At 72.4% G+C, this 26,579-nt stretch carries 26 protein-coding genes and 3 tRNA genes; 15 read left to right on the plus strand and 14 right to left on the minus strand.

Annotated elements, in window-relative coordinates; translation table 11 throughout:
* Window positions 1-49 precede the first annotated feature (49 nt).
* The 3 genes from ACFQQL_RS08445 to ACFQQL_RS08455 all read right to left on the minus strand — a co-directional run bounded on the left by ACFQQL_RS08445 (window position 50) and on the right by ACFQQL_RS08455 (window position 1,780).
* Window positions 50-122, minus strand: a tRNA-Lys gene (locus tag ACFQQL_RS08445).
* A 130-nt stretch (window positions 123-252) separates the two neighbouring features.
* On the minus strand, window positions 253-633 hold the full coding sequence (locus ACFQQL_RS08450; protein WP_382393194.1) for a hypothetical protein: 381 nt from the start codon (window positions 631-633) through the stop codon (window positions 253-255).
* 109 nt (window positions 634-742) lie between these two features.
* Window positions 743-1,780 (minus strand): LacI family DNA-binding transcriptional regulator, encoded by a 1,038-nt coding sequence (locus ACFQQL_RS08455; RefSeq protein ID WP_382393196.1) that lies wholly within the window; start codon window positions 1,778-1,780, stop codon window positions 743-745.
* A 222-nt stretch (window positions 1,781-2,002) separates the two neighbouring features.
* Here ACFQQL_RS08455 and ACFQQL_RS08460 point away from each other — a divergent pair, with 222 nt between their 5' ends.
* The 4 genes from ACFQQL_RS08460 to ACFQQL_RS08475 are packed head-to-tail and all read left to right on the plus strand — an operon-like array spanning window position 2,003 to window position 7,096.
* Window positions 2,003-3,934 carry a glycoside hydrolase family 127 protein gene (locus tag ACFQQL_RS08460; protein ID WP_382393198.1) on the plus strand — a complete coding sequence of 644 codons (1,932 nt, stop codon included), beginning with the start codon at window positions 2,003-2,005 and terminating at the stop codon, window positions 3,932-3,934.
* 28 nt (window positions 3,935-3,962) lie between these two features.
* A complete protein-coding gene (locus ACFQQL_RS08465) occupies window positions 3,963-5,282 on the plus strand; it encodes an ABC transporter substrate-binding protein (protein ID WP_382393200.1) in 1,320 nt (439 codons plus the stop codon).
* The gene (locus tag ACFQQL_RS08470) at window positions 5,279-6,169 is read left to right on the plus strand and encodes a carbohydrate ABC transporter permease (RefSeq protein WP_382393202.1); all 891 of its coding nucleotides are present in this window, start codon (window positions 5,279-5,281) and stop codon (window positions 6,167-6,169) included. Before ACFQQL_RS08465 ends, ACFQQL_RS08470 begins: the two co-directional genes overlap by 4 nt.
* 9 nt (window positions 6,170-6,178) lie before the next feature.
* Complete coding sequence (locus ACFQQL_RS08475; protein WP_382393204.1) at window positions 6,179-7,096, plus strand: carbohydrate ABC transporter permease; 918 nt, start codon at window positions 6,179-6,181, stop codon at window positions 7,094-7,096.
* A gap of 31 nt (window positions 7,097-7,127) precedes the next feature.
* Here ACFQQL_RS08475 and ACFQQL_RS08480 read toward each other — a convergent pair whose 3' ends face one another.
* Window positions 7,128-7,448 (minus strand): hypothetical protein, encoded by a 321-nt coding sequence (locus ACFQQL_RS08480; protein ID WP_382393206.1) that lies wholly within the window; start codon window positions 7,446-7,448, stop codon window positions 7,128-7,130.
* 131 nt (window positions 7,449-7,579) lie between these two features.
* On the opposite strand from ACFQQL_RS08480, the gene ACFQQL_RS08485 reads away from it, so the two are divergent.
* The 3 genes from ACFQQL_RS08485 to ACFQQL_RS08495 all read left to right on the plus strand — a co-directional run bounded on the left by ACFQQL_RS08485 (window position 7,580) and on the right by ACFQQL_RS08495 (window position 11,198).
* Window positions 7,580-8,488 carry an ATP-grasp domain-containing protein gene (locus ACFQQL_RS08485; protein WP_382393208.1) on the plus strand — a complete coding sequence of 303 codons (909 nt, stop codon included), beginning with the start codon at window positions 7,580-7,582 and terminating at the stop codon, window positions 8,486-8,488.
* 104 nt (window positions 8,489-8,592) lie between these two features.
* A complete protein-coding gene (locus tag ACFQQL_RS08490; RefSeq protein WP_382393210.1) occupies window positions 8,593-9,705 on the plus strand; it encodes an NDMA-dependent alcohol dehydrogenase in 1,113 nt (370 codons plus the stop codon).
* Window positions 9,706-9,749: 44 nt separating this feature from the next.
* Complete coding sequence (locus ACFQQL_RS08495) at window positions 9,750-11,198, plus strand: aldehyde dehydrogenase family protein (protein WP_382393211.1); 1,449 nt, start codon at window positions 9,750-9,752, stop codon at window positions 11,196-11,198.
* A 25-nt stretch (window positions 11,199-11,223) separates the two neighbouring features.
* Here the strand turns inward: ACFQQL_RS08495 and ACFQQL_RS08500 are convergent, their stop codons facing one another.
* The 3 genes from ACFQQL_RS08500 to orn all read right to left on the minus strand — a co-directional run bounded on the left by ACFQQL_RS08500 (window position 11,224) and on the right by orn (window position 12,940).
* Window positions 11,224-11,910, minus strand: a complete 687-nt coding sequence (locus ACFQQL_RS08500) for an HNH endonuclease family protein (RefSeq protein ID WP_382393213.1) — start codon at window positions 11,908-11,910, stop codon at window positions 11,224-11,226.
* Window positions 11,911-12,102: 192 nt separating this feature from the next.
* Window positions 12,103-12,178, minus strand: a tRNA-His gene (locus ACFQQL_RS08505).
* A gap of 99 nt (window positions 12,179-12,277) precedes the next feature.
* Window positions 12,278-12,940: an oligoribonuclease gene (orn, locus tag ACFQQL_RS08510; protein ID WP_382393215.1), complete on the minus strand. Its 663-nt coding sequence runs from the start codon at window positions 12,938-12,940 to the stop codon at window positions 12,278-12,280.
* A gap of 52 nt (window positions 12,941-12,992) precedes the next feature.
* Between orn and ACFQQL_RS08515 the strand changes: the two genes are divergently transcribed.
* The gene (locus ACFQQL_RS08515; protein ID WP_382393217.1) at window positions 12,993-14,195 is read left to right on the plus strand and encodes an NAD(P)/FAD-dependent oxidoreductase; all 1,203 of its coding nucleotides are present in this window, start codon (window positions 12,993-12,995) and stop codon (window positions 14,193-14,195) included.
* Window positions 14,192-15,142: an RNA polymerase sigma factor SigJ gene (gene sigJ, locus ACFQQL_RS08520; RefSeq protein WP_382393219.1), complete on the plus strand. Its 951-nt coding sequence runs from the start codon at window positions 14,192-14,194 to the stop codon at window positions 15,140-15,142. Before ACFQQL_RS08515 ends, sigJ begins: the two co-directional genes overlap by 4 nt.
* A gap of 30 nt (window positions 15,143-15,172) precedes the next feature.
* Here sigJ and ACFQQL_RS08525 read toward each other — a convergent pair whose 3' ends face one another.
* From ACFQQL_RS08525 to ACFQQL_RS08550, 6 genes are all read right to left on the minus strand, one after another.
* Window positions 15,173-15,715: a CGNR zinc finger domain-containing protein gene (locus ACFQQL_RS08525; protein ID WP_382393221.1), complete on the minus strand. Its 543-nt coding sequence runs from the start codon at window positions 15,713-15,715 to the stop codon at window positions 15,173-15,175.
* 216 nt (window positions 15,716-15,931) lie between these two features.
* Window positions 15,932-16,627, minus strand: a complete 696-nt coding sequence (locus ACFQQL_RS08530; RefSeq protein WP_382393223.1) for a phosphotransferase — start codon at window positions 16,625-16,627, stop codon at window positions 15,932-15,934.
* Entirely contained in the window at window positions 16,627-17,388 is a 762-nt protein-coding gene (locus ACFQQL_RS08535; protein ID WP_382393225.1) for an ABC transporter permease, read from the minus strand. Before ACFQQL_RS08535 ends, ACFQQL_RS08530 begins: the two co-directional genes overlap by 1 nt.
* Window positions 17,385-18,197 carry an ABC transporter ATP-binding protein gene (locus tag ACFQQL_RS08540; RefSeq protein WP_382393227.1) on the minus strand — a complete coding sequence of 271 codons (813 nt, stop codon included), beginning with the start codon at window positions 18,195-18,197 and terminating at the stop codon, window positions 17,385-17,387. Before ACFQQL_RS08540 ends, ACFQQL_RS08535 begins: the two co-directional genes overlap by 4 nt.
* The gene (locus tag ACFQQL_RS08545) at window positions 18,194-18,574 is read right to left on the minus strand and encodes a DUF1048 domain-containing protein (RefSeq protein ID WP_382393229.1); all 381 of its coding nucleotides are present in this window, start codon (window positions 18,572-18,574) and stop codon (window positions 18,194-18,196) included. Before ACFQQL_RS08545 ends, ACFQQL_RS08540 begins: the two co-directional genes overlap by 4 nt.
* Before the next feature lie 5 nt (window positions 18,575-18,579).
* A complete protein-coding gene (locus ACFQQL_RS08550; protein ID WP_382393812.1) occupies window positions 18,580-18,906 on the minus strand; it encodes a PadR family transcriptional regulator in 327 nt (108 codons plus the stop codon).
* Between the two features lie 303 nt (window positions 18,907-19,209).
* Here ACFQQL_RS08550 and ACFQQL_RS08555 point away from each other — a divergent pair.
* From ACFQQL_RS08555 to ACFQQL_RS08580, 6 genes are all read left to right on the plus strand, one after another.
* Window positions 19,210-19,282, plus strand: a tRNA-Arg gene (locus tag ACFQQL_RS08555).
* 214 nt (window positions 19,283-19,496) lie between these two features.
* Window positions 19,497-21,062 (plus strand): GTPase family protein, encoded by a 1,566-nt coding sequence (locus ACFQQL_RS08560; RefSeq protein ID WP_382393231.1) that lies wholly within the window; start codon window positions 19,497-19,499, stop codon window positions 21,060-21,062.
* Window positions 21,059-22,507, plus strand: a complete 1,449-nt coding sequence (locus ACFQQL_RS08565) for a GTPase (RefSeq protein WP_382393233.1) — start codon at window positions 21,059-21,061, stop codon at window positions 22,505-22,507. The genes ACFQQL_RS08560 and ACFQQL_RS08565 overlap by 4 nt, the downstream gene beginning before the upstream one ends.
* Before the next feature lie 84 nt (window positions 22,508-22,591).
* Window positions 22,592-23,164, plus strand: a complete 573-nt coding sequence (locus ACFQQL_RS08570; RefSeq protein ID WP_382393235.1) for a single-stranded DNA-binding protein — start codon at window positions 22,592-22,594, stop codon at window positions 23,162-23,164.
* Between the two features lie 129 nt (window positions 23,165-23,293).
* Window positions 23,294-24,976, plus strand: coding sequence for an energy-dependent translational throttle protein EttA (ettA, locus tag ACFQQL_RS08575; protein ID WP_382393237.1), 1,683 nt, complete (start codon window positions 23,294-23,296; stop codon window positions 24,974-24,976).
* Entirely contained in the window at window positions 24,976-25,500 is a 525-nt protein-coding gene (locus ACFQQL_RS08580) for an acyl-CoA thioesterase (protein WP_382393239.1), read from the plus strand. The genes ettA and ACFQQL_RS08580 overlap by 1 nt, the downstream gene beginning before the upstream one ends.
* A 9-nt stretch (window positions 25,501-25,509) precedes the next feature.
* On the opposite strand, the gene ACFQQL_RS08585 is transcribed toward ACFQQL_RS08580, so the two are convergent.
* Window positions 25,510-26,535: a DNA topoisomerase IB gene (locus tag ACFQQL_RS08585; protein ID WP_382393241.1), complete on the minus strand. Its 1,026-nt coding sequence runs from the start codon at window positions 26,533-26,535 to the stop codon at window positions 25,510-25,512.
* Between the last annotated feature and the right edge of the window lie 44 nt (window positions 26,536-26,579).

The following is a 26,579-nucleotide window of genomic DNA, read 5'->3' on the forward strand; positions in this document are numbered from 1 at the left end:
AGGAAGCCCCGCCGGTCCGGGCCGGCGGGGCGATCGGTGGGCTCCGAAGTACACCGCCTGGGACTCGAACCCAGAACCCACTGATTAAGAGTCAGTTGCTCTGCCAATTGAGCTAGCGGTGCGCGCTGCGACGGTTGACTCTACTGCACCGTCTCCGGGCCCTCCAAGCGAGATGGGGCGCGGGCAGCGGTGATGTCCGGCACACGGCCGGACGGGTCACGACCCGTCCGGCCGAGGGGGTCGTGAGGCGGGCTACTTCTTGCGCCGGACGCTGCTGCGCTTGCCTCCCCGGCCACGGCCACCACCGCTGGAGCGCCGGAACCGGCCGCCGCCGGAGCCGCGCCGGCCCGAGGAGCCGAAACGGCCGCCTCCACCGCCGAAGCCGCCCGAACCGGAGCGGCGCTTGCTGCGCGAACCGCCGCCGAACAGCCCGCCGCCCGAGCTGCGTCGGTAGCCGCTCCCGTAGCGGCGGCCACGGCGGTAGCCGTCGTCGTAGCCGCGGTCGTAGTGACCGTCGTCGTAGTAGCCGTCGTCGTAGTAGCCGTCGTGGTGGCCGCCGGACATGCGCCGGAGCCAGCTGACGATGCTGATGATGAGGAGGGCGATGAGCAGGACCCAGACCCAGCCGTCCATCAGGGACTCCCTTCTGGCACGCCGGACCCGCCCGGCGGCTCGTTGCCGGACATCTTGCGCCATCGCCGCGCGAAGCGGAATGGGGAGCGCTCCCCGTGACGTCTCCGGGTCAGGAGGTGCCGAGCGTCGAATCGCGCGCCACGAGCCGGGGCCGGATCAGCTCCGTGCCGTGGAACGGCTCGCCGGCGAGCGCCGCGAGCAGCAGCTCGGCCGCCCGCTGCCCGAGCGTCTCGAGGCGCATGTCCACCGTGGTCAGCGGGGGCCGGCTGGCCAGGGACATGACCTGCCAGTCGTCGTAGCCGGTCACGGCCACGTCCTCCGGCACGCGCAGCCCGCGCTCGCGCAGCCGGTCGGCGCCCCCGCGGGCGAGCTGGTCGGAGGCGAAGACGATCCCGTCGACCGGGTCGGCGGCGTCGGGGCCGAGCAGCCCGTCCCCGACGAGCATGTCGACGGCGTGCCGCCCCCACCGCTCGCTCCACTCGCCGAACCGAGGCTCGCCCGCGAGCGTCATCGCGCGCGCCTCGGCCGCCGCAGCGGCGGCCTCGTGCCGCACGTGTGAGGCGCGGTGGTCGCCGCGGCCGCCGACGAAGGCCAGCCGCCGGTGCCCGAGCGAGCGCAGGTGCTCGACCACCTGGTGCATCCCGTCGGCGTCGTCGGGCACCACCGAGGCGTCCTGCGGGTCGGTGGACGGCGCGAACGCGTAGACCACCGGGCCCGGCGCCGCGACCGGCTCGCGTGGCTCCGTGGTCCGGCCGGTCACGATGATCCCGTCCACGCGCCTGCTCACCAGGGAGCGGATGTGGTGCTGCTCGCGCACCGGATCGTGCCGGGCCGTGGCGAGCAGGGCCGAGATCTGGCCCGCCAGGAGCGCGTTCTCGGCCCCGAGCACCACCGGCAGCGAGAACCGCCCGGCGTTGTCGGTGCTGAGCAACCCGACGGTGTACGTACGCCCGGTGTGCAGGGATCGGGCACCCGCGTGCGGAACGAAGCCGAGCTTCTCGGCGGCCTCACGGACGCGCTCACGGGTGCTGTCCCGGAGCATGCCGTTGTTGTTCAGGGCCTTGGACACGGTGCTCGGGGAGACCCCTGCCAGCGCGGCGACGTCGACGATGCGCACCGGCTCGCCGCGACGTCGTGGCTCCGTCACGACTCCCCCCTCCAGCAGTTTCGCTCGTTTCCGAACGGCTCGCGCGGCCCGGTCAGGAGAGTGTAGGCCACAAGCGTTCCCGACGGCGGAAACTCGCCTTAGGACGTCATTACACGAGATGGCGCCAGCGCCGTTGACAGCGCCGCCAGATCGGTCCTAGCGTTCGGAAAACGTGTTCTGAACGTTCCTGGATCGCCCCACCACCTCTCGACGAGGAGACGTATGACCACCGAGACCTCGACCGGCGTCACGGCCGGCCCCGCCGCACCGACGAGCTCCGCGCAGGTGGCGCTCCGTCCCGTCGCGCCGGGCGCCGCGACCATCACGGGCGGTGTGTGGCACGCCCGGGCCGAGGCGAACCGGACGAGGACGATCCCGGCCGGTGCCGAGCTCCTGCGGACCGCCCACAACCTCGTGAACCTCGAGATCGCCGCCGGAACGGCCGAGGGTGAGGCCGTCGGGCCGATCTTCGCCGACTCGGACGTCTACAAGTGGCTCGAGGCCGCCGCCTGGGAGTACGGCCGCAGCGGGGGAGAGGACCTGCTCGCCACCCAGCACGAGATCGCCGAGCTGCTCACCCGCGCCCAGGCCGAGGACGGCTACCTCAACTCCGTGGTCCAGCTGCGTGAGCACGAGCGGTACCGCAACCTCCCGTGGAGCCACGAGCACTACTGCGCGGGCCACCTCATCCAGGCCGCAGTCGCGCACGCACGGACCACGGGAGGCCGCGAGCTGCTCGACGTCGCCACCAAGGTCGCCGACCACCTCGTCGCCACCTTCGGGCCGGGCAAGACGGAGGACGTCGACGGGCACCCCGTCATCGAGATGGCCCTCGTCGAGCTCTACCGGGAGACCGGCACCCGCGCCTATCTCGACCTGGCCCGCTGGTTCGTCGACGCCCGTGGCCACGGCATCATCGAGGGGCACGGCCACGCACCCACGTACTTCTCGGACCGCGTGCCGGTCCGCGAGGCCACCACGGTCGAGGGGCATGCGGTCCGGGCGGTCTACCTCGCCGCCGGTGCGGCCGACGTCGCCGCCGAGACGGGCGACACCGAGCTCCTCGCCGCCCTGCAGCGGCAGTACGACTCGATGGAGCGCACGAAGCAGTACCTCACCGGCGGCCTCGGGGCGCGTTGGGAGGGCGAGTCCTTCGGCGACCCGTACGAGCTGCCCAACGACCGCGCCTACGCCGAGACGTGTGCCGCCATCGGCGGTGTGCAGTGGGCGTGGCGCATGCTCCTGGCCACCGGCGAGGCGCGGTACGCCGACCAGATCGAGCGCATGCTGCTCAACGGCGTCCTGTCCGGCATCTCCTTGGACGGGACGGAGTTCTTCTACGTCAACCCCCTCCAGCTGCGCAGCGACGCCCACCCGGAGGGCGACCGCAGCCCCGCACACGGTCGCCGCGGCTGGTTCGAGTGCGCCTGCTGCCCGCCCAACGTCATGCGCACCCTCTCCAGCCTCGCCGGCTACCTCGCCACCACGGGGCAGGACACGTCCGGCAACCCCGCCGTGCAGATCCACCAGTACGCGCCCGGCTCCGTCTCCGGCGCCGGTCTCGACCTGGACGTCGAGACCGCGTACCCGTGGGACGGCGGCGTGCGGGTCACGGTCCGCCGGGCGCCGGAGGGACCGGTCACGCTCGCCCTGCGCGTCCCCGGGTGGGCGGAGGGCGCCACGCTGCACGGCGAACCGGTCCCGGCGGGGCAGTACGCGTCGGTGACCCGCACCTGGAGCACCGGGGACGCCGTCACGCTCGACCTGCCGATGTCCCCACGTTTCACCGTCGCGGACGACCGCGTCGACGCCGCGCGCGGCTGTGTGGCCCTCGAGCGAGGCCCGTTGGTGTACGCCCTCGAGGCGGCCGACCAGCCCGACGGCGTCGTGGTCGACGACGTGCGCGTCGATCCCGGCAGTGCCGTCACCGCCGAGCACCGCGAGGACCTGCTGGGCGGGGTCACCGTGCTCCGGCTGCGCGGGCACCAGGGCAGCGCCCCGCCGTCGGACGCCCGCAGCCCGTACGCCACCGCCGGCACCCGGGAGCACGCGACCCGGGGCGAGGCGGTGACGCTCACGGCCATCCCGTACCACGTGTGGGCCAACCGAGGTCCACAACCGATGCGGGTGTGGCTCCCCGTCGTCGAACACTGAGGAAGACCCGTCCTTGCGAGGAGGAGCGATGACGCTCTCACGCCGAGGGTTTCTCGGGCTTGCCGGTCTCGGCAGCGTTGCTGCGCTGCCCGCGCTCGCGGGCTGCGGCGGCACGCTGCCTCCGACGGACGTGACGGTCGCCGGGTTCGGTGAGAACGCCGAGGGCGTGCTCAACGTGTGGTGCCGCTCGGACACCCTCACCGGCAACCAGGTGATGGTCGACGCGTTCCACGCCGCGCAGGACCGGCTGCGCATCGAGCTGACCCCCATCCCGAACAGCCAGTACGTGACCAAGCTCGCCACCGCCATCCGCGGCGGCCGGCCTCCGGACCTGGTGGACATCGACGACATCTACTCGGCCCTGTTCATCTTCCGGGACGCGTTCGCGGACCTCACCCCCGTCATCGAGGAGCTGCCCTACGCCGACCGGCTCAGCCCCGGCCACCTCGGCCTGGCCACCATGGACGACCGCTACTACGGGGTGCCGTTCCTGGCGGACAACTCGGTGCTGTGGTGCAACCTCGAGCTCTTCGACCGGGCCGGGATCAGCGTCGACGAGGCGACCTCCTCCTTCGAGGGCTATCTCGAGGCCGCCCGGGCGCTGGCCGGCCTCGGCGAGGACACCTACGGCTGGTGGACACCGGGGAACGCCTCGGGAACCCTCGGCTTCATCGTGCAGCCGCACATCTGGGCCACCGACACGGACATGATCGCCGGGGAGGTCGGCGAGCAGTACGGCAACGTCGTCGGCAACGAGCCGCTGCGCCGCACGCTCGAGCTCATGCGGACCTTCTGGGAGGAAGAGCTCGTCGCGCCGGGCTCCTTCGCCGACGACGGCTCGCGCGGTCCGGCCGACTTCCTCGCCGGCCGGGCAGGCATGACCGCCTATTCCTACGGCTCCATCGTCCCCGACGCCGACCCCGCGTTCCTCGACCAGATCGAGGTCCGCCTCCTCTCCGGTCCCGACGGCGGGGAGTGCTTCTTCGACGGCGGCGACAACTTCGCTATCCCCAACGGCGCCCGCAACCCGTCCGGTGCGTGGGAGTACGTGCGGTTCTGCCTGGACCTCGAGCAGCAGTCGATCCTCCCCGACGGGGGCTACATGCCGGTCCGCTCCGACGTCCTCACCGACGCCTTCCGGGAGCGGTACCCGCACGCCGTCGCACCGTTGGAGAACCTCGACGCCGGTTACGCCCCGCTGTCGCTCTCCTACAACCGCATCTACAACCAGCCCGACGGGCCGTGGCTGGAGATGTTCCGGCGGGCGGTGTTCGGCGGCGAGATCGAGGAGGCCATGGCTGCCGCCCAGTCCCGGTACGACCTGCTCCTGCGACAGGGGGACGCATGAGCGTGCAGACGCGCCGCGGGTCGCTCACCCACCCGCCCCGCACGGGACTGCTGCTCGTGGCGCCCGCGGTGGCTTTCGTCGTCGTGTTCGTCTTCGTGCCGTTGCTCGTCGCGGTCTACATCTCGCTGACGAACTTCCCCCTGATCGGTGGTTACGAGTTCGTCGGCCTGGAGAACTACGCGCTGGCGTTCTCCGACCCGGTGTTCGGCCGGTCGATCCTCTACACCTTCATCTACACGGCGATCGTGACCGGGCCGATCCTCGCGCTCGGCTACGCGCTCGCCGTCGTCGTGCGGGCCAACCGTCGCGGCTCGACGCTGCTGCGCACGATCTTCTTCCTGCCCTTCGTGGTCGGCCTCACCACGATCAGCTTCATCATGCTGCTCGAGGCCCAGCCGAACAGTGGTGCGGTCAACCTCGTGCTGCGTGCGCTCGGGATCACGGACGGCTCGACCGCGTGGCTCGTGAACGGACCGCTCGCGACGGGGCTGATCTGCGTCCTCGTCATCTGGGGCGTGTCCGGCCTGACGATGATCCTGCTCATGTCCGCCATGCAGGGCATCCCCCGCGAGATCTACGAGTCGGCCGAGCTGGACGGCGCGTCGTGGTGGCAGACCGAACGCCAGGTCACCATCCCGATGATCCGCCGCGCCATCGCCATGAGCGTCATCATCTCGGTCATCGGGTCCTTCCTGGCGTTCACGCAGTTCTTCATCCTCACGCAGGGCGGGCCCGGCTCGGAGACCACCACGGTGGTCATGTCGATCTTCCGCCGCGCCTTCGTCGACCTGCAACTGGGCGCGGCCACCGCGATGTCCCTGCTGCTCGTGCTGCTGACCGGCCTGGTCACCGGCGTCCAGTTCTGGCTGCTCCGCGAACGAGACTGAGGTGAACCCATGACGGCGACCGCCACCCGGCAGCGTTCTGCACCGGCGCCGCGCACCCGCGAGGAGGGCGCGGGCCGGCCCGACCGAGGGACCCGCGAGACGGCGACCAAGCGGATGCTCTACGTGACGGGCGGGACGCTGGCCGCGCTCGTCTTCCTGGTGCCCCTTGCGTTCGCGCTGATCCGGTCGGTCCAGCCCAACGACGTCATCGTCAACGCGCCCGAGCCCGCGACCTTCTTCGACTTCTCGCTGGTGAACTTCCGCGGCCTGAGCACCCAGAGCGCGCTCGGCAGCTCGGTGATCAACAGCCTCATCGTCTCCATCTCGACGGCGGTGCTCACCGCGCTGCTGGCCACGCTGGCGGGGTACGGGTTCGCCAAGTTCCGCTTCCGTCTGCGGCCGTGGCTGTTCGGGCTCGTGCTGCTGACGATGATGGTGCCGTTCCAGGCGATCCTCACGCCGCTCTACCTGCAGATGAACACCATGCGGCTGACGGACTCGCTGCTGGGACTGGTGCTCTTCTACACGACCGTGAACCTGCCGTTCTGCGTCTTCGTCATGCGCAACGCGTTCGAGTCGGTGCCCGAGGAGCTCGAGGCCGCGGCACACGTCGACGGCGCGGGGACCGTGCGCATGCTCGTCTCGGTCCTGCGGCCGCTGATCGTGCCCGGTGCGGCCACCTCGGCGCTGTACGCCTTCCTCGCCTCGTGGACCGAGTTCCTCGGCGCGCTGACCTTCCTGACCGACCAGGATCTCTACACGCTGCCGGTCAGCATGGTGAACCTGCAGCAGGGCGCGTACGGGGAGGTGAACTTCGGTCTGATCGCCGCGGGTGCCGTCGTCGCGATGGTGCCGTGCGTGATCCTCTACGTCGCGCTGCAGCGCTTCTACGTGGCCGGCCTCGCGAGCGGCTCGATCAAGGGGTGAGCCGGCACGGTGAGCTGCCGGAGTGCCGGGCTCACGGCCGGTAGCGGTCCGAGACGACGTGGGCCGCCGCGGCGTGCGCGGCGGTCACCGCGAGCACCGACGGCCAGGCACCGACCTTCTTCGCCAGCGGGTGCGACAGGCCGAACGCGGCCACGTACCCGGCGGTCAGCCCGGCCGCGGCCGCGATGCCGTCGCGTGCCACCCAGGTCCGGGCCGCCATGGCGCCCGCGGCCGCCAGGACCAGGCCGCCGAGCGGACGGCGGCCGGTGATCCGGGCTGCTGCGTAGCCGCCGATCAGGCCGATCGCCGAGACGGGGGCGGTGCGGACGTCGAACGGGTCGGGCAGCTGCATGTCGCCCACGATACGACGCCGACGGCGGACCGGGCGTCGCGGCGGGGACCTGCGGGGCCAACCCCCGACCGTGAGCCAGGGCTGCCGGAGCCCGTTCCGGGCGCGGGGCGCCGTCGAGGTACGTTGACCTCGTGTCCAAGCCGATCGTGATCCTCGCGACCTCCGCCGAGCTGCCCAACCTGGACGAGGACGACGCGCCGCTGCCCGATGCGCTCGCCGAGCGCGGACTGGAGCCGCGGGTCGCCGTCTGGGACGACCCCGACGTCGACTGGTCCAGCGGCATGGTCGTGGTCCGGTCCGTCCACGACTACGCGGCCCGCCGGGAGGAGTTCCTCTCCTGGGCGGAGTCCGTGCCCCGCATCGTCAACCATGCCGACGTGCTGCGCTGGAACACCGACAAGCACTACCTCCTCGAGCTGGAGAAGCGCGGGATGCCGATCATCCCGACCACCTGGCTGGAGCCGGACCAGAACCTCACCAAGCACCAGGTCCACACGCGGTTCCCGGCGAGCGGTGACTTCGTGGTCAAGCCGGCCGTCTCCTCGCTCGGGCACGACACCGGCCGCTACACCGCGGTCGACGCCTCCTCCCGGCAGCGGGCCATCTCGCACGCCATGGAGCTCCTCGCCGACGGACGCTCGGTCATGGTGCAGCGGTACCTGGAGTCCGTCGACACCCGGGGCGAGACGGCGCTGATCTTCATGAACGGCCTGGTCTCGCACGCCGTCGAGAAGGAGGCGATGCTGCACGGTCCGTACCAGCCCGAGGACGACCCGCAGGAGGTCGTCCACGCCCGGCAGGCCAACGATGCCGAGTGGCGGCTGGGTGAGGTCGCGCGGCACGCGATCCACTCCTACATCAAGGACCGGATGGGCCGGGACGAGCAGCTGATCTTCTGCCGCGTCGACGTCGTCGAGGGCGAGGGCGACCAGATGCACGTCATGGAGGTGGCCCTCGTGGACGCCTCGCTCTACCTGTCCACCGCCCCGAACGGCGTGGACAACTTCGCCGACGCGATCTCCGTGCGCGCCTTCTGGTGATCCTGCCAGCGTCCAGGCTTTCCGTGGGGTGAAAGGGGCGCTCACCTGCGCCGTCGCGCCGTCCTAGGGTCACGAGCGTCGACCCTCGACGGCGAGGAGGACTTGTGAGGACGCAGGCCGCGGTGCTCTGGGAGTACGGGCAGGACTGGCAGCTCGAGGAGCTCGAGCTGGACGACCCCCGGGCGGGCGAGGTGATGGTGCGCCTTGCCGGGTCGGGGCTGTGCCACTCCGACGAGCACGTGCGCGTGGGGGATCTGCCGATGGAGGCGTTGCCGACGATCGGCGGGCACGAGGGCGCCGGCGTGGCGGAGAAGGTCGGGCCCGAGGTGACGAGCGTGCAGGAGGGCGACCACGTCGTCCTCAGCTGGATCCCCGCGTGCGGGCGGTGCCGGTCCTGCGCCAGCGGGAACCAGAACCTCTGTGACGAGGGAGCCGGGCTGAACGCCGGGCTGCAGCGGGACGGCACGGCCCGCCACCACGTGCGCGGCCGGGACGCCCGGCTGATGTGCATGCTCGGGACGTTCGCGCCGGTGACCGTCTGCCGGGAGTCCTCGGTGGTCAAGATCAGGGACGACGTCCCGCTGGAGAAGGCCACCCTGGTGGGGTGCGGCGTCACGACCGGCTGGGGCACGGCGGTCTACGGCGCCGAGGTCGGCGCGGGGGACACGGTCGTCGTGCTCGGGATCGGCGGCGTCGGCGCCAACGCCGTGCAGGGCGCGCGAATGGCCGGAGCCAGCCAGATCATCGCCGTCGACCCCTCCGAGTTCAACCGGGAGCAGGCGAAGCGCTTCGGTGCGACGCACACCTTCGCCGACGCGGCCGAGGCGCGCGAGGCCCTGCCGGACATGACGTGGGGGCGAATGGCGGACTCGGCCCTCATCACCGTCGACCTGGCCGACGGGCAGGTCATCGGGGACGCCGTCTCGCTGGTCGGCAAGCTGGGCACGGTCGCACTCACGTCACTGTCGAACGTCACCGACCACCAGGTCGTCATGCCGATGTTCGAGATGGTGACCTACCGCAAGAAGATCGTCGGCACCCTCTTCGGCAACGCCAACCCGCGGTACGACATCCCCCGGCTGCTCGACCTGTACATGGAGGGCGAGCTCCTCCTCGACGAGCTGGTCACGCGCGAGTACCGGCTCGAGGACATCAATGACGGCTACGAGGACATGCGCACGCACCGCAACGTCCGCGGGATGGTGCGCTACGCCTGAGCACGGCGGGCGCACGGGCTCGGAGACACGAACCAGGAGGTTCCATGACGACCGACGGTCAGCTCTACATCAGCGGCGAGTGGACGGCGGGGTCCGCCGGTGCCACCTTCGAGACCATCGACCCGGCCACCGGCGAGGTGCTCGGGACGGCGATCGAGGCCACCGAGGACGACGTCGACGCCGCCGTCGAGGCCGCCCGCCGCGCGTTCGCCGACCCGGCCTGGCACGGCATGACGCCCTCCGCCCGGGGCCGGCTGCTGTGGAAGATCGCCGACCTCGTCGAGGCGCACGCTGACGAGCTCGCCGAGCTCGAGAGCAAGGACCAAGGGCAGTCGGTCGGCTTCGCCCGCGGCACCATGGCCGGCGCCGCCGACATGCTGCGCTACTTCGCCGGCTGGTGCACCAAGATCACCGGCACCGTCAGCCCGGTCTCGATCCCGGGCATGCTGCACTACACCCGCCGGGAGCCGGTCGGCGTGTGCGCCCTCATCACGCCCTGGAACTTCCCGCTCGCCATCGCCGTGTGGAAGCTCGCGCCCGCGCTCGCGGCCGGAAACACGGTGGTCCTCAAGCCGGCCGAGCAGACGCCGCTGACCACCACCCGCCTCGTGCAGCTGTGCGAGGAGGCCGGCGTGCCGGCGGGCGTGGTCAACCTCGTCACCGGCGGGCCCCAGGTCGGCCGGCGGCTGGTCGAGCACGACGGCGTGGACAAGGTCTCGTTCACCGGCTCCACCGAGGTGGGGCGTGAGATCGTCCGCGCCTCAGCGGGAAACCTCAAGCGGGTCAGCCTCGAGCTGGGCGGCAAGGCCCCCAGCATCGTCATGAAGGACGCCGACCTCGACGACGCGGTGATGGGGAACCTGATCGGCGGGCTGATCAACAGCGGCCAGGCGTGCGCGGCGTACAGCCGCTTCTACGTCGACGCCTCGCGCGCGGACGAGTTCACCGAGAAGCTTGCCGGCGCCATGTCCGGGATGACGGTGGGGCCGGGCACCTCGCCGGAGAGCCAGGTCGGCCCGATGGTCTCGGCCGAGCACCTGGAGAAGGTCTCCGGGTACGTGAGCCGGGGTGTCGACGAGGGCGCGGAGATCGTGGCCGGCGGCCGGCGTGCGGAGGGCGACCTCGCCTCCGGGTTCTTCTTCGAGCCCACCCTCTTCCGCGGTGTCACTCACGAGATGACCATCGCGCGGGAGGAGATCTTCGGCCCCGTGCTGCCGGTCATCTCCTACGACGACCCGGAGGAGCTGGTGACGCGCGCCAACGACACCCCGTACGGGCTCGTGGCGTGCGTGTGGACCTCGGACGTCGCCAAGGGGCACCGCCTGGCGCACCAGATCCGGGCCGGCGAGGTCTACGTCAACACCCTGCCGATGCTCGACCCGGCCGCTCCGTGGGGCGGGTTCAAGGCCAGCGGGTGGGGGCGGGAGATGGCCGCCGACGCGCTCGACGCCTACACCGAGACCAAGGGGGTCTGGGTGAACCTGGGCGGCTGAGGCACTGTCAGGCACCGAGGCACGGTCAGGCGATCTCCACCTCGATGACGAGGTTCTCGCAGCTCGCGGCGAGGTCGTTCATCGCTGCCTGCTCGGTCGAGTCGACGGACAGGCCCCAGCGGATCTTCACCGCCACGTACTCGCGCAGGTAGCGGCACTGCTGCTGCTCCGGGAGCCACTCGGCGACGTCCTGGTCGCTCTTGGACTGGTTCACCGAGTCCGTCACGCCGACCAGCGTCCGGTAGTCGTCCAGATCGTTCGCGAAGGCCTCCCGCCGGGTGGAGTCCCACACGTGTGCGCCGGAGTCCCATGCCTCGGCCAGCGGGACCATGTGGTCGATGTCGATGTCGGAGGTGTCGTACTGCGAGACGCCCTCGTAGTAGGAGTACCAGCGGCCGCCGCTGAGCGAGCAGCCGTCCCCGACCGTCGGCGCGTCCTCGGCCTCGGCGATGAGGACCTCGTACCGCGCGTCGCAGCCGTCGCCGTCGGCGTCGACCCAGTGCTCGAACAGGTCGCGGTCGTACCCGTCGCGCTGCTCGGTCGCGACCGGCAGGTCCTCGATCGCGGTCTGCAGCGGCGCGGAGTAGCTTGCCGCGGCGGCGGGTGCCGGTATCCCGGCTACCAGCGCGACGGCGGCGCCGAGCGTCACGGCCGCGGCGCGGATCGGGGCGGGGCGAGGTTCGGTACGCGGGTTCGGTGTCGTCGTCGTCACGGCTGGTCCTCTCGGCTCACGTCGTGTCCGGGCACAACCGAGCCAAGCCCACGAGCCTTCACGGGGCAACGACGCGAGCGTGACGTGTCGTCGACGCCGCGGTGAACGGGCCGGCGCGGCCGCCTCGAACCGCACGCAAGACGATCCCGAACCCAGAGAGGGTTCGGGATCGTCTCGTGCGACCAGGTCACATGGGGTGAGTGACGGGACTTGAACCCGCGACATCCGCGACCACAACGCGGCGCTCTACCAGCTGAGCTACACCCACCATCGCCGCCGTGCCGAGCTGGTGCTCACGCGTCGGCAGCAGTGAACGAGCATAGCCGACCACCGCCCCGCGGCCCCAGCGCGGGGCGCGTGGTCTGGCTCACCTTGCGCCGGCCTGGCCCGCGGAGAGCCGCTCGACGACGGCGGAGGTCGGCTCGGCGAGCACCGCCTCGGACGCGGCCTTCACGGTCGGCGAGTCCGGGCCCTGGCCGTCGGGGAAGAGCGCCGCGCGGTAGTACCGCAGCTCGTCGATGGACTCGAGAATGTCCGCCAGCGCCCGGTGCCCGCCGGCCTTGGCGGGGGAGTGGAAGTAGGCGCGCGGGTACCACCGGCGGGCGAGCTCCTTGATCGAGGAGACGTCCACGATCCGGTAGTGCAGGTGCTCGACGACCTCGGGCATGTCCCTCGCGAGGAACGTGCGGTCCGTCCCGACGGAGTTGCCCGCCAGCGGCGCCTTGCGGGGCTCCGGCACCCATCGCCGGATGTACTCCAGCACCGCGGCCTCGGCCTCTGCCATGTCCATGCCGGTCTCGAGGGCGTCCAGCAGACCCGAGGTGGTGTGCATGGTGCGCACCACCTCCGTCATCTGCTCCACCGCGCCCGGGGTGGGGCGGATCGTCAGGTCGATCCCCGCGTCCACGGGGACGAGCTCGGAGTCCGTGACGATGACGGCCACCTCGATGAGGGCGTCCTTCTCCAGGTCCAGACCCGTCATCTCGCAGTCGATCCAGACGATCGGGTCCTTCAGTGCTTGAGGGCTCACGCGCACAGGGTACGTCCCGTCACAGACGTCGCCCCTGCGCCGTCGGTGGGGCATGACACTCAACGACCCACGCAAAGACCCACGCACCGACCCCCTGCAGATCCTCGTCCTCGGTGCGGGCTACGCCGGCGTCCTCACCGCCCAGCGCCTCGCCAAGCGCCTCCACGCCGAGGAGGTCGTCGTGACCGTGGTGAGCGCGTTCGAGGAGTTCGTCGAACGACCGCGCCTGCACCAGATCGCCGCCTGGCAGCGGGTTCCGCGCCTCGCGCTCGCGGACCTGTTCGCCGGCCTGCCCGTGCGGCGGCGCACCGCCCTCGTCGCGGCGATCGACACCGCGCACCGGCGGGTCGTGCTCGCCGACGGGACGCACCTGGCGTACGACACGCTCGTCGTCGGGCTCGGCAGCCAGATCGACGCCGCGCGGACCCCCGGTGCGGCGGAGCACGCCGTCGTGCTGACCGACGCGGCGGCAGCGGAGGGGGCCGCCGCGCGCACGGCGGCGCTCGCGAAGGCGCGCGGGACGGTCGTGGTCTGCGGCGGCGGGCTGACCGGCATCGAGATCGCCGCGGAGCTCGCGGAGACCTGGCCGGACCTCACCGTGCGGCTGGTGAGCAGCGCGGAGGCCGGTGGCTGGCTCTCGGCCCGGGGCCGGGCCTACCTGGGCACGACGCTGGACCGGCTCGGCGTCGAGCGGGTCCGCGGCCGCGTCGCCCGGGTCGAGGCGGGCGTCGTCCACCTCGAGGACGGCACCGCGCTCACGTGCGACGAGGTCTACTGGGCGGGCGGGTTCCGGGCGAGCCCGCTGGTGGCCGAGGCGGGACTGGCGGTGGACCGCGCGGGGCGTGCCGTCGTGGACCGGACGCTGCGCTCCGTCTCGCACCCCGAGGTGTTCGTGGTCGGCGACGCCGCCGCCGTCCCGGGGCCGTGGGGCGACGCCCTCGCCATGGGCTGCCGCACCGGAACGTTCACCGGGCCGACGGCGGCCGAACGGATCGTCGCGGACCTCACCGGGCGGGAGTCGAGGCCGCTGCGGTTCCGGTACCTCCACGAGTGCCTCTCCCTCGGGCGCCGGCAGGGGCTCGTGCAGCTCCTGGACGCCGAGGGCCGGCCGCACGAGCGGATCCTCACCGGACGGCTGGCCATGGCCTACAAGGACGCCACCCTGAACGGGGCGAAGGTGCTGTTCCGTCATCCGGCGCCGGTGCTCCGAAAGAGGGCGACGGCACGCACGGCACGGACGAGACTGGCCGCATGAGTGCAGGGAGCACGGGCATCGACGCCGAGGCCCTCGCCAGGCTCCGGCCGCTCGCCTTCTCGGTGGCCTACCGGATGCTCGGGTCCGTCGCGGAGGCCGAGGACGTCGCCCAGGACGCGCTGGTCCGGATGTTCGGCGCCGAGGGCGTGGCGAACCCGAAGGCCTACGTCACCACCGTCGCCACCAGGCTGAGCCTCGACGTGCTGCGTTCGGCCCGGGTCCGGCGGGAGAGCTACGTCGGGGACTGGCTCCCGGAGCCGCTCCTGACGGAGCCCGGACCCGCCCGGGTGAGCCCCACGCTCGCTCCTGGCGCCCACGTCGAGCTCGCCGACGACCTCTCGACCGCGTTCCTCGTGCTGCTGGAGACCCTGACGCCAACCGAGCGGGCCGCGTTTCTCCTGCACGACGTCCTCGGCTTCTCCCACCACGAGACGGCCGAGGTCGTCGAACGCTCGGAGGTGGCGACCCGGCAGCTCGTCTCGCGCGCCCGGGCCCGCATCGCCGAGCGGCGGCCACGCTTCGAGGACTCTCCGGCCCGCCGTGCCGAGCTGGTCGAGCGGTTCCTCGCGGCGTGCCTGGAGGGCCGGGTGGAGGAGTTCGTGGACCTGCTCGCCGAGGACGTGGTGTTCACCGGCGACGGCGGCGGGAACGTCCCGCCCGGCTTCGCCATCACCAGGCCGGTCCGGGGCCGGGAGGCGGTCGGCCGCCTCCTCACGGGGTTCGTCCGGCGCGGCCTCGGGCTGATCACGGTGGAGACGTGCGCCGTGGGCGGGGTGCCCGGCGCCGTGTGGCGATCGGCCCTGGACGGCGGCGTCCTCGCGGTGCTCAGCATCGACGTCGTGGACGGCCGGATCACCGCCCTCGGCAACGTCCTCAACCCCGACAAGCTCCGGCATGTCGGGCCGCTCGCCGACCTCGACGCCCTGGCCCGGGCCATGCAGGGCTGAGCTAGGCCCGTACGGCCCCGGCCCGCGCGGTCAGCCTCGGGCCCGGGTCCGGGCGCGGTGGCGGCGCACCGCCGCGCGGTTGGCGCAGCGGACCGAGCAGTACCGCTGCCTGCCGTTGCGCGTGACGTCCACGACGACGGCGGAGCACGGGTCCCCGGGCGAGTCTCCAGCGGCGCAGCGGCGGAGGCGGTGCATGCCCCGCGTGGTGAGGTGCAGCGCCGTGCCCACGCTGATGACGGCCGCGAGCACCTCGGGGAGGGCCTGGCCGTCGTCGCGGTAGTGCAGGTGCCAGCCCTCGCCGTCGTGGTCGGTGAGTCGCGGGTACGCCGTGACGGCGGCCATCTGGGCGTTGAGGATCGTGGCGCGCCGGCGGGGGTCGTCGGCGTCGACGACGGCCAGCCAGTCCTCGACGACCTGCCCGGTCCGTGGGTGGTCGTCCGGGGCGGTGGGGAAGTCCATCGTCATCCCGAACGCGCGGGTTCGCGCGACGATCCCGGCCCGGTCGTCGGGCCAGTCGTTCGCCAGCGACGCAGCCAGGCGTACCGCGTAGTCACCGTAAGGGTTGAGGTGCATAAGACCATTACAGCAGGGTGACGGTCATGACGCGCACCACCGATCTCGGGCAGTCACTGACACCTGCGGCCCGCCCCGCCGCAACCCACGAGCACGCCTGGCTCGTCGACTCGTCGCATCCCACGTCCGAGGGCGTGGTGCTCTACGTCCGGTGCGCCGGGTGCCGAGCCCTGCGGGTGGACGTCCAGGATCGGCCGGGCGGTCCGCCGTCGGCGCTCAGCAAGGTCGTGCGCCCATCCTGCTGACCCAGGCCAGGAGGCGGCGCCGCTCCGCATCTCCGACGTTCCGGTCGGCCGCGCGGCGCCCGGCCAGGTGTGGCAGTGCCGCCATCGCGGCCGCACGGTCGAGGCCTGCCTCGTAGCCGGCGAGGATCCGTCGGCGCAGCAGCGCGACGCCCAGGCGGATCGGCAACGGCCCGTCGACCGTCGAGGTCGCGAGGATGAGCCATGTCATCGCGAGGTCCGCCCCCGGCGGGCCGCGACGGGCGTTCGCCCAGTCGATCAGGACCGGACCGTCCGGCCCCAGCAGGACGTTCATCGGGTGCAGGTCGAGGTGGAGCAACGCCGACCCGGGCAGGCCGACGTCCGGGAGAGCGTCCGGCGCCCGGACCGCGTGCACCGCCTCGTGCAGCGCGTGCAGCACGCCGGCGGCCGTCCTGCTGCGCCACGGACGCCGCAGGAGCTCCACCTGCAGCGTCGGACCGGAGACCCTGTCCATGACGACCGCCCCGTCCGCGGTGACCTCGTGCACCCGCGGGACCGGGACGCCGCCCGCGTGCGCGGCCGCCATCACCGCGGCCTCGGCGGACAGGCTCCGCCCGTCCCGGGCGCGCCGCAGGACGAGGCCGTCACCGAGGTCGAAGACGTCCGCGTCGCGTCCGCGGGCGAGGAGCGGTCCGACGTCGGGGGTCATCAGGCAATCTTGCGCCGGTAGACGACCATGGCGAAGGCGTAGGCGACGACGAGGATGCCGACGCACCAGACGAGGGCGACCCAGATGTCCGTGCCGACCGGCTGCTGCGCGAACAGGGAGCGGAGCGCGTCGACGATCGCGGTGACCGGCTGGTTCTCGGCGAACCACCGCACCGGGCCCGGCATGGTCTCCGTGGGCGCGAACGCCGAGCTGATGAACGGCAGGAAGATGAGCGGGTACGAGAAGGCGGTCGCGCCGTCCATCGTCTTGGCCGTGAGGCCGGGAATGACCGCCAGCCAGGTCAGGGCCAGGGTGAACAGCATGAGGATGCCGACGACAGCCAGCCATGCCAGCGGGTCCGCGCCCGAGCGGAAGCCCATCAGCAGCCCGACGCCCATCACGAGGGCGAGCGAGATGAGGTTGGCGACCATCGAGGTCAGCACGTGCCCCCACAGGACGCCGGAGCGTGCGATCGGCATGGACTGGAACCGCTCGAAGATTCCGCCCTGCATGTCCTGGAAGAGCCGGAAGGCGGTGTAGGAGATGCCCGAGGCGATCGTGATGAGCAGGATGCCGGGCAGCAGGTAGTCGACGTAGGAGTCGGACCCGGTCTCGATCGCCCCGCCGAACACCCAGACGAACATCAGCATGATGGCGATCGGCGTGACCGCCGTCGTGATGATGGTGTCGGGGCTGCGCGTGATGTGGCGCAGGGACCGTCCCAGCAGCGTGGCGGTGTCTCCGAAGAAGTGCGTGGTCATCGTTCCTCGCTCGTGTGTGCCGGTTCGGCGTCGTCATGGGACTCGGTGTCGCCGACTAGGGCGAGGAAGACCTCCTCGAGTGTCGGCTGCTTCTCGACGTACTCGACCGTGGCGGGCGGGAGCATCCTCTTGAGCTCCTCGAGCGTGTCGTTCACGATGATCCGGCCGCCGTGGAGGATCGCGATCCGGTGGGCGAGCTGCTCCGCCTCGTCGAGATACTGGGTGGTCAGCAGCACCGTGGTACCACTCGCGGCGAGCTCGCGCACGGTCTGCCAGACCTCGATGCGCGCCTGCGGGTCGAGACCCGTGGTCGGCTCGTCGAGGAAGATGATCTGCGGACTCCCGACGAGGCTCATCGCGATGTCGAGCCGACGGCGCATGCCGCCCGAGTACGTGCCGACCTTCCGGCCGCCGGCCTCGGTGAGCGAGAACCGTCGCAGCAGGTCGTCCGCGACGGCTCCCGGGTTCTCGAGGTGCCGCAGCCGCGCGACGAGCACGAGGTTCTCACGCCCGGTGAGGATCTCGTCGACCGCCGCGAACTGCCCGGTCAGGCTGATCGACTCGCGGACCTTCTCGGCCTGGGTCCTCACGTCGAAGCCGCCCACGCGGGCTGTGCCGTCGTCCTGTCGGAGCAGCGTGCTGAGGATCTTCACCACGGTCGTCTTGCCGGCTCCGTTGGAGCCGAGCAGGGCGAAGATGCTCCCGCGAGCCACCTCGAAGTCGACGCCCTTCAGGACGTGGAGCTTCTGGTAAGACTTCTGCAGCCCGTGCACCTCGATTGCTGGTGCCGGTGCCGTCCGGGTGGTCATGAGCGGCTGTCTCCCTCGGTCTGGTGCTCGGCGCGGTCGATGGCGTCTGCCAGTCGTGCCCGCTCCTTGTTGATCCACTGCCCGTCGGCGTAGTTCGCGAGGAACGTCTCGGCGAACTCGACCGGGTCGTCCCCGACGACGTCGCGGACCGGCGTCCTGTCGGCCGCGGCCTGCTCGAAGAGGTCGGCGAGGTCGTCGGTCATCTGCAGGAAGACGTCGCTCTTCTCGATGGCGCCCGCGTACATGACGTACCGCTCGAGCGCCTCGGCGGCGGTGCGGTAGCCCTCGGGGAGCGCCTTGAGGCGCGCCTTGGCGGCCCTGTAGCGCTTCTTGTCCTCGAGCGAACCGGTGAGCATCTCGATCCACCGTGCGGCCATGTGTCCTAGCCCTCTTCCCGGAGCTGTTCGAGTCGTCCTGAGAGGAAGCTCCAGGTCCTCCAGAACTCGTTGAGGTACTGCTGTCCGCTCGCGTTGAGCGAGTAGACCTTGCGCGGCGGTCCCTTCTCCGACGGGACCTTCTCCACGTCGACGAGGCCGCGCTTCTCGATCCGGACCAGCAGGGCGTAGACGGTGCCCTCCGCGATGTCGGCGAAGCCCTGCTCGCGCAGCCAGCCGGTGATCTCGTAGCCGTATGCGGGGCGGGCGGACAGGATTGCCAGGACGAGGCCTTCCAGGACGCCTTTGAGCATCTCGGTCATCTGCTTCCCCATCGCCACCCCACTACTCAGTGCCACTGACTACTGGTACACCGTAACACTAAGTAGTGCCGGTGTCACCCAGTGCGGGTGTCACCCAGCAGCGCCCGTGCAAGCCCGCCGAGCCGTCCCCTGGTCACTCGCCCGCCCGTGTCGCCACCGTGGCCCCCTCCGCCGCGCCCCACGGACGACGTCAACGGGGCGCGACGGGGCGCCCGCGGGCCGCCCGCCCGGGTGGTCGTGCGGCATACTTGACGGCGGTCGCGAGGCCCGCGGCGGGGTGTGTCCGCCGGCCGGGCTCGCCCGCCGGCCATCCTTGCCCCCGTAGCTCAACGGATAGAGCAACGAGCTTCTAACTCGTAGGTTGCAGGTTCGAGTCCTGCCGGGGGCGCAGACGGCAGATCCCCCGAGCGGCGGCCGCCGACCGCGGCGGGCCCGGACGGAGCCGGGCCACGCCGGGGCTCGGGCAACCTCGTGCGCCCTGCTGCCGCACACTCACGATCACGGTCGAACGGCCGATCCGGGGCCCGGGCCTGGGGCCGGGCGCCGCCGCGCTCGGGGGGAGAGTTCCCACGTCAGGGCACTCTCCGGTCACAATGGGGCGCGTGACCACCTCCGCCCACGTCGCGCCGGCGGCAGCCCCGCGCCACCCGCGGCTCGCCGTCGTCAACGACCTCGCGGGCACCGTCGAGGGGGTCGGGCTCCCGCTCGAGCTGCCCGGCACGAACGATCTGCGCGCGCTGCGGGAGCGCGTCCTGACGCAGATCCGCATGCGGCTGCTGCCGCGGCTGAAGGAGGAGGAGGCGCCTGCCGTCGTGGTGTTCGGTGGTTCCACCGGCGTCGGCAAGTCCACCCTCGTCAACTCCCTGCTCCAGGCGGACGTCACCGAGGCGGGCGTGCTGCGCCCCACCACCCGGACACCGGTCGCGGCCGTGCACCCGGAGGACGTCCCGCTCATGACCGGCCGCCCCGTCACCGAGGTGGCCGACGTCGCGACGAGCGAGGCGGTCCCCACCGGTCTTGCCCTGCTCGATGCGCCGGACCTCAACTCGGTCGACGCGCGCAACCGCTCGCTCGCCGGCCAGCTCCTCGAGGCGGCGGACCTGTGGGTCTTCGTCACCACGGCCTCCCGGTACGGCGACGCCCTGCCGTGGCGGCTGCTGTCGGAGGCCCATGAGCGCGGCCTGACCACCGCCGTCGTCCTCAACCGGGTCCCGGGCAACGTCCTCGCCGCGGTTCGCCGGGACCTCCTGCAACGGCTGGACAGCCTCGGCCTCGGTTCGGCGCCGCTCTTCGTCGTCCCGGACGCCGGCCCGCGCGAGGCGCGTCTGGAGCCGGCGAGCGTGGCAGAGCTCGCCGCCTGGTTGCGGCTCGTCGCCGGGCGGCACGGAGCCGCGGGCGTCGTGCGCCGCACGGACCGCGGCGTGTGGGCGGGCCTGCGTGACCAGGTGCTCGCCCTCGCCGACGCCGCCGACGCGCAGACGGAGGCCGCGGCCACCCTGCGAGAACTGGCGGAGCGAGCTGCGGACGCACCCGCCGCGGCCGTCCGCGAGGCGGTCACCGAGGGCCGTGCGGGCAGCGGCGCCCCCACCACCCGCTGGCTCGCGCTGGCCTCCAGCGGCGCGCCCCTCGCTCCCCTGGTGCGCGGGCGCCGGATCGGGCGCGGCTTCCGCGGACGTGCCCTCGCGGCCCGCGACGCCGCGGCCGCGGGCCTGGCGGACGAGACGGCGGCGGCCCTGCGGCTGGTGATCGCGGACGCGCTACGACGCACCTCGGCCGGGGTCCGAGACGCCTGGTCCGCCGCGGTCGACCTCGGCGGTCCCGCGCTGCTGGAGAGCACCCCCACCGACGGCGCCGAGGCCGCCGCCGACGTCGTGGCGGCCTGGCGGGAGGCCGTCCGGGAACGGGTTCCCGACGGCGGCACCGCGCTGGGCCGCGACGGCCTGGCGGCTCTGGTGCAGACCGGTGCGGCGGGCGTCGCCGGCGCGGCCGACGCCGCCGAGCGGCTCGCGCCCGGCACCGTGGCGCCCGTCCGGGAGGACCTGCTGGCGCGAGCCGAGGCGGCCGTGCGGGCCGCCGTGACCCCGTACCTGGAGCCGCTCGAGGCGCTGCCCGTGCAACCGGGCACGGCGCTGCGGCTGCGCGCGTCGGAGCTGAAGGAGCACGCATGACGACCACTGCCGCGACGGACGCGACGGCGCTCGCCGAGCGGGCGGACGGGCTGGTGGTCGCCCTGGACCACGCTGATGGCCTCGTCGACGCCGAGGTCGCCGACCGGGCCCGCCGCGACCTCGACGCCGTCGCCGCACGGCTCGAGCGGGGCGGGGACCGGACCGTGGTCGCCCTGGTGGGCGGCACCGGCTCGGGCAAGTCCTCGTTGTTCAACGCGATCTCCGGGCTGCAGTTCGCCGACGTCGGTGCCCTGCGTCCGACGACGGAGGTCGCCGCCGCCTGCGTCTGGGGCGAGGACGCGACCGCCCTGCTGGACTTCCTGGAGGTAGGACCCGAGCGCCGCATCCAGCGAGAGTCGCTGCTCGACGGCGACGCCGAGCGGCCGCTGCACGGCATGGTGCTCCTCGACCTGCCCGACCACGACTCGATCGCGGTCCACCATGCCCGGCTGGTGGACCGGCTGCTGCCGCTCGTGGACCTGCTGGTGTGGGTGGTGGACCCACAGAAGTACGCGGACGAGGCGCTGCACGAGCGGTACCTTCGGGCGCTCGCCGGCCGTCGGGACGCCATGCTCGTGCTGGTGAACCAGGCGGACACGCTCCCGCGGGGCGCGGTCGAGCGCGTGATGGCCGACGTCGGCGCGCTGCTCGCCGAGGACGGGCTCGACGGCGTCCGCATCGTCGCGACCTCCGCCGTCGACGGCACCGGGATCGCCGAGGTGCGCCGGATCCTCGCGGAGACGGTGGCGCGGCCGTCCGTGACCGTGCAGACCGCGCAGGCGGAGGTCTCCGCGGTGGCGCGGCGCCTGGCCCCCGCCGTCGGTCACGCCGAGGCGGCGTTGGACGACACCTCCGCGGAGGCCGACGCGCTGGCACGTGCCGCCGGTGTGGAGTCCGTCGTCGCGTCGCTCCGGGGCGCCGGCCGCGGAACCGGTGGTGGGGCCGTCGCCCGTCCCGAGCCGCCGGCGGAGAGCACGGTCGCCGCCGTGCGGGACGGCTGGGTCGCGGCCGTCGCGCACGAGCTGCCGCCGCGCTGGGCGGGTGCCGTCGAGGAGGCCGTGACGCCCGCGGAGGAGATCCGCCGGGTGGTGGGCGAGGAGGTGCAGGCGGTGCCGGTACCCCTCACCGGGTCCCGCCGCGCGGCGTCCCTCGCTCTCGGCGGGGCGCTCGCGGGCGTGCTCGCGGCGGTCTACGTGGTCGTCGCTCTCGTGCTCGACCTGCCGCTAGCCGGCGCCCTGGTGCCCGCGCTGGCGCTCGTGCTCGTGGCGGGGGTGCTGCTGGGCCTGTTCACCAGCACGAGACGCCGGCACGCCGAGGCCGCGGCCGAGCGGTACCGCGAACGTGTCCTGGGACGGGTCGAGACGGCCGTCCGGACGCTCATGGTCGAACCGGTCCGCCCGGTGCTGCACAAGCACCGCGAGTTGCGCGAGGCGCTCCAGGACTGACCGCGCAGGCGCCGCGTCGTCCACAGCGGCACCGGCTCGGGCCCTCCCGTCCACATCCGCGGCGCCCCGCGCGGCGCCGGGGTGGTGACCCGCGCGACCGTGCTGGTGGCCGGCACCGTGCCGGCCCTCGACAGGAGCACGGAGAACAGCATGATCAACGACATCGCGGTCAGCGTCGCCGGGTGGATCGGCACCAAGCCGGAACGGCAGATCGTCTCGAACGGCAACAGCTACGCCCGCTTCCGCGTGGCCTCGACGCCGCGGCATCCCAACGGCAACGACGGGTGGAGCGACGGCACCACCACCTGGCTCACCGTCAAGGCCTGGGGCGAGCTCGGCGAGAACGTCCTCACCAGTCTCGGCAAGGGCGATCCGGTGGTGATCCGCGGTGACCTCAAGACCGAGACCTGGACCACCGAGGACGGCGAGCGCAGCTCCCTGCACATCAAGGCCGAGACGGTCGGGCCGGACCTGCGGACCGGCACGGCGCGGTTCACCCGGACGGTGCGCAGCACCGCGGACTCCGGTGGCCACACCGCGGAGGACGGCACAGCGCCGGACGACGTCGACGGCCTGACCGGGCCGGACGGCGCGCGGTACGAGGTGTCCGAGCTGGCGGAGGGCGCCGCGGAGGAGACCGAGGCCGCCACGGTGTGAGGATCCTCGCGGGCGGCCGGCAGCCTGCGCCGTCGTCCCCGTTCCCCCGCACCGGCTCGCGCTGACTACGCTGGGACGCGACGTGGCCGCCCGCCGGGCGGCCGATCGACGTACGCGATGCGGAGAGCAGTGGCTGAGTACATCTACTCCATGGTCCGGGCGCGGAAGGCCCACGGCGACAAGGTCATCCTCGATGACGTCACCATGGCGTTCCTCCCGGGCGCGAAGATCGGCATGGTGGGCCCGAACGGCGCCGGGAAGTCCACGATCCTGAAGATCATGGCCGGCCTGGACACGGCGTCGAACGGCGAGGCCCGGCTGAGCCCCGGCTACAGCGTGGGCATCCTCCAGCAGGAGCCGCCGCTCAACGAGGACAAGACCGTCCTGGGCAACGTCCAGGAGGGCGTGGGCGAGATCCTCGCCAAGGTGCAGCGGTTCAACGAGATCGGCGAGCTCATGGCGGAGCCGGACGCCGACTTCGACGCGCTCATGGAGGAGATGGGCAAGCTGCAGGGCGAGATCGACGCCGCCAATGCGTGGGACCTCGACTCCCAGCTCGTCCAGGCGATGGACGCGCTGCGCTGCCCGCCGCCGGACGCCGACGTCAAGGTGCTCTCCGGCGGCGAGCGGCGCCGCGTGGCGCTGTGCAAGCTGCTGCTCGAGCAGCCGGACCTGCTGCTGCTGGACGAGCCGACCAACCACCTCGACGCCGAGTCCGTGCTCTGGCTGGAGCAGCATCTCGCGAAGTACCCGGGCGCCGTCATCGCCGTGACGCACGACCGGTACTTCCTCGACCACGTCGCGGAGTGGATCGCGGAGGTCGACCGTGGCCGGCTCTACCCGTACGAGGGCAACTACTCCACGTACCTGGAGAAGAAGGCCGCCCGCCTGGAGATCCAGGGCAAGAAGGACGCCAAGCTGCAGAAGCGGCTCAAGGAGGAGCTGGACTGGGTCCGTTCGTCGGCCCGGGGCCGGCAGGCCAAGTCCAAGGCCCGCCTGCAGCGGTACGAGGAGATGGCGGCGGAGGCCGAGCGGACCCGCAAGCTCGACTTCGAGGAGATCCAGATCCCGCCGGGCCCGCGCCTGGGCTCGGTGGTCATCGAGGCCAGCGACCTGCGCAAGGGGTTCGGCGACCGCCTGCTCATCGACGACCTGTCCTTCTCGCTGCCGCCGAACGGCATCGTCGGTGTCATCGGGCCCAACGGCGTCGGCAAGACGACGCTGTTCAAGACGATCGTCGGTCTCGAGTCGCTGGACGCCGGGGACCTCAAGATCGGCGAGACGGTGAAGATCTCCTACGTCGACCAGTCCCGTGGCGGCATCGACCCGGACAAGACCCTCTGGGAGGTCGTCTCCGACGGTCTCGACTTCATCCAGGTCGGCAACGTCGAGATGCCGTCCCGCGCGTACGTCTCCGCGTTCGGTTTCAAGGGACCGGACCAGCAGAAGCCCGCGGGCGTGCTCTCCGGCGGCGAGCGGAACCGGCTGAACCTGGCGCTGACCCTCAAGCAGGGCGGGAACCTGCTGCTGCTCGACGAGCCCACCAACGACCTCGACGTCGAGACCCTCGGGTCGCTGGAGAACGCGTTGCTGGACTTCCCCGGCTGCGCCGTCGTGGTCAGCCACGACCGGTGGTTCCTGGACCGGGTCGCCACGCACATCCTCGCGTGGGAGGGCGACGCCGAGAACCCGGCGAAGTGGTACTGGTTCGAGGGGAACTTCGAGTCCTACGAGAAGAACAAGGTCGAACGGCTGGGGCAGGAGGCGGCGCGTCCGCACGCGGTCACCTACCGCAAGCTCACCCGCGACTGATGGCTCGCCTGGTCATCCCTCTCCACCTGCGGTGGAGCGACATCGACGGCTACCAGCACGTCAACAACGCGAAGATGTTCACCCTCCTCGAGGAGGCGCGTATCGCGGCGTTCTGGGCCTCCACACCCGGCGACGCCAGGTACGGCGCGGCCGGCGCCTCGGGTGACGTGAGCCCTGCCGACCAGGCCGACGCCCCGGCCACCAAGATCCTCGCCACGGGGCCCGGCTCGGGCACGAACACGTTCATCGCGCGGCAGGAGATCGAGTACCTCGCGCCGTTGCCCTACACGCTGCGGCCGATCGACGTCGAGCTGTGGATCTCCCACCTCGGCGGAGCCAGCATCGACGTCTGCTACGAGGTCCCGGGACCGGACGGGCCGGCGGTCCGAGCGATGACGACGCTCGTGCTCATCGACGAGACCACCGGCCGGCCGCGTCGTATGACCATGCAGGAGCGGGCAGCCTGGCAGGAGTACCTCGACGACCCCGTGCCGTTCCGCCGGCGCGCGCAGACGCCCTCCTGAGCCCGCTCGCTACTCGTCCAGCAGGTCGAGCACGGCCCGCTCGACGGAGCCGTGCGTCTCGGGCGGCTCCGGCTCGTCGGGGGTGGCGGCGCGGCGGGCCAGCGTGGTGTCGATGAACCGGCCACGCTCCGCCAGGTCGAGAACGCGGGAGTCGATGTAGGAGGACCGGGCGACGGCGGCCGTGTTGCCCAGATGCTCGGCAACGGCCGCGACGGCCTCCCGTTCCGCCCGCTTGTGCGCCGTCCGGCTGGTCGCCTCGGGTGCCCGCAGCGCCAGCTCCAGGGCCGCCAGGACCGTGCCGTGCCAGGTCCGGAAGTCCTTGGCGGTCGCGTCCGGACCCAGCCGGTCCTTGACGTAGTCGTTGACGTCGACGCTGGTGAGGTTCCGCCACGCGCCCGACGTGCCCCCGGACCGGAACGCCAGCAGGTCATCGCCGGTGCGGCGGCGGCGCAGCGTGGTCAGCGGCTCCACGAGCGCCGGGTCCTCCAGCACGAGGTGACGGGACTGGCCGGACTTCGCCTCGTAGGTGAAGCGCATCTCGCCGTCGCGGGAGATGCGCAGGTGCCGCTTCCGCAGCGTCGCCAGCCCGAAGCTGCCGTTGTGCTGCGCGTAGGACTCCCCGCCGACGCGGAAGAAGCCCAGGTCCAGCAACCGGAACGCGACGGCCTGGGCCCGGCGCCTCGGCATGCCGGGCAGGCCGAGGTCGCGGGTGACCTGGGCGCGCGCGGCCGGCAGCCGGCGAGCGAGGTCCAGCACGCGCTCGTGCTTCTGCGCGTCGCGGGTCTCCCGCCAGGCCGGGTGGTACAGGTACTGGCGGCGGCCTGCGTCGTCCGTGCCGACCGCCTGGATGTGCCCGTTCTCGAGCGGGCAGATCCAGACGTCGCGCCACGCCGGCGGGATGACCAGCGACCGGCACCGGGCCACGACCTCGGGATCCTCGATGCGGAGCCCGTCCTCGTCGAGGTAGACGAATCCGCGGCCCGCCCGCCGCCTGGTCAGGCCCCGGCCGGACGGGCTGACTCGCCGCAGTCTCATCGCGTTCCTCGCACGGGCACAGTGTGCGCCGGCGGGACGCGCCG

Origin of the sequence: Georgenia alba (genome assembly GCF_042665525.1) — a bacterium.
Classification (GTDB): Bacteria; Actinomycetota; Actinomycetes; order Actinomycetales; family Actinomycetaceae; genus Allobogoriella; species Allobogoriella alba.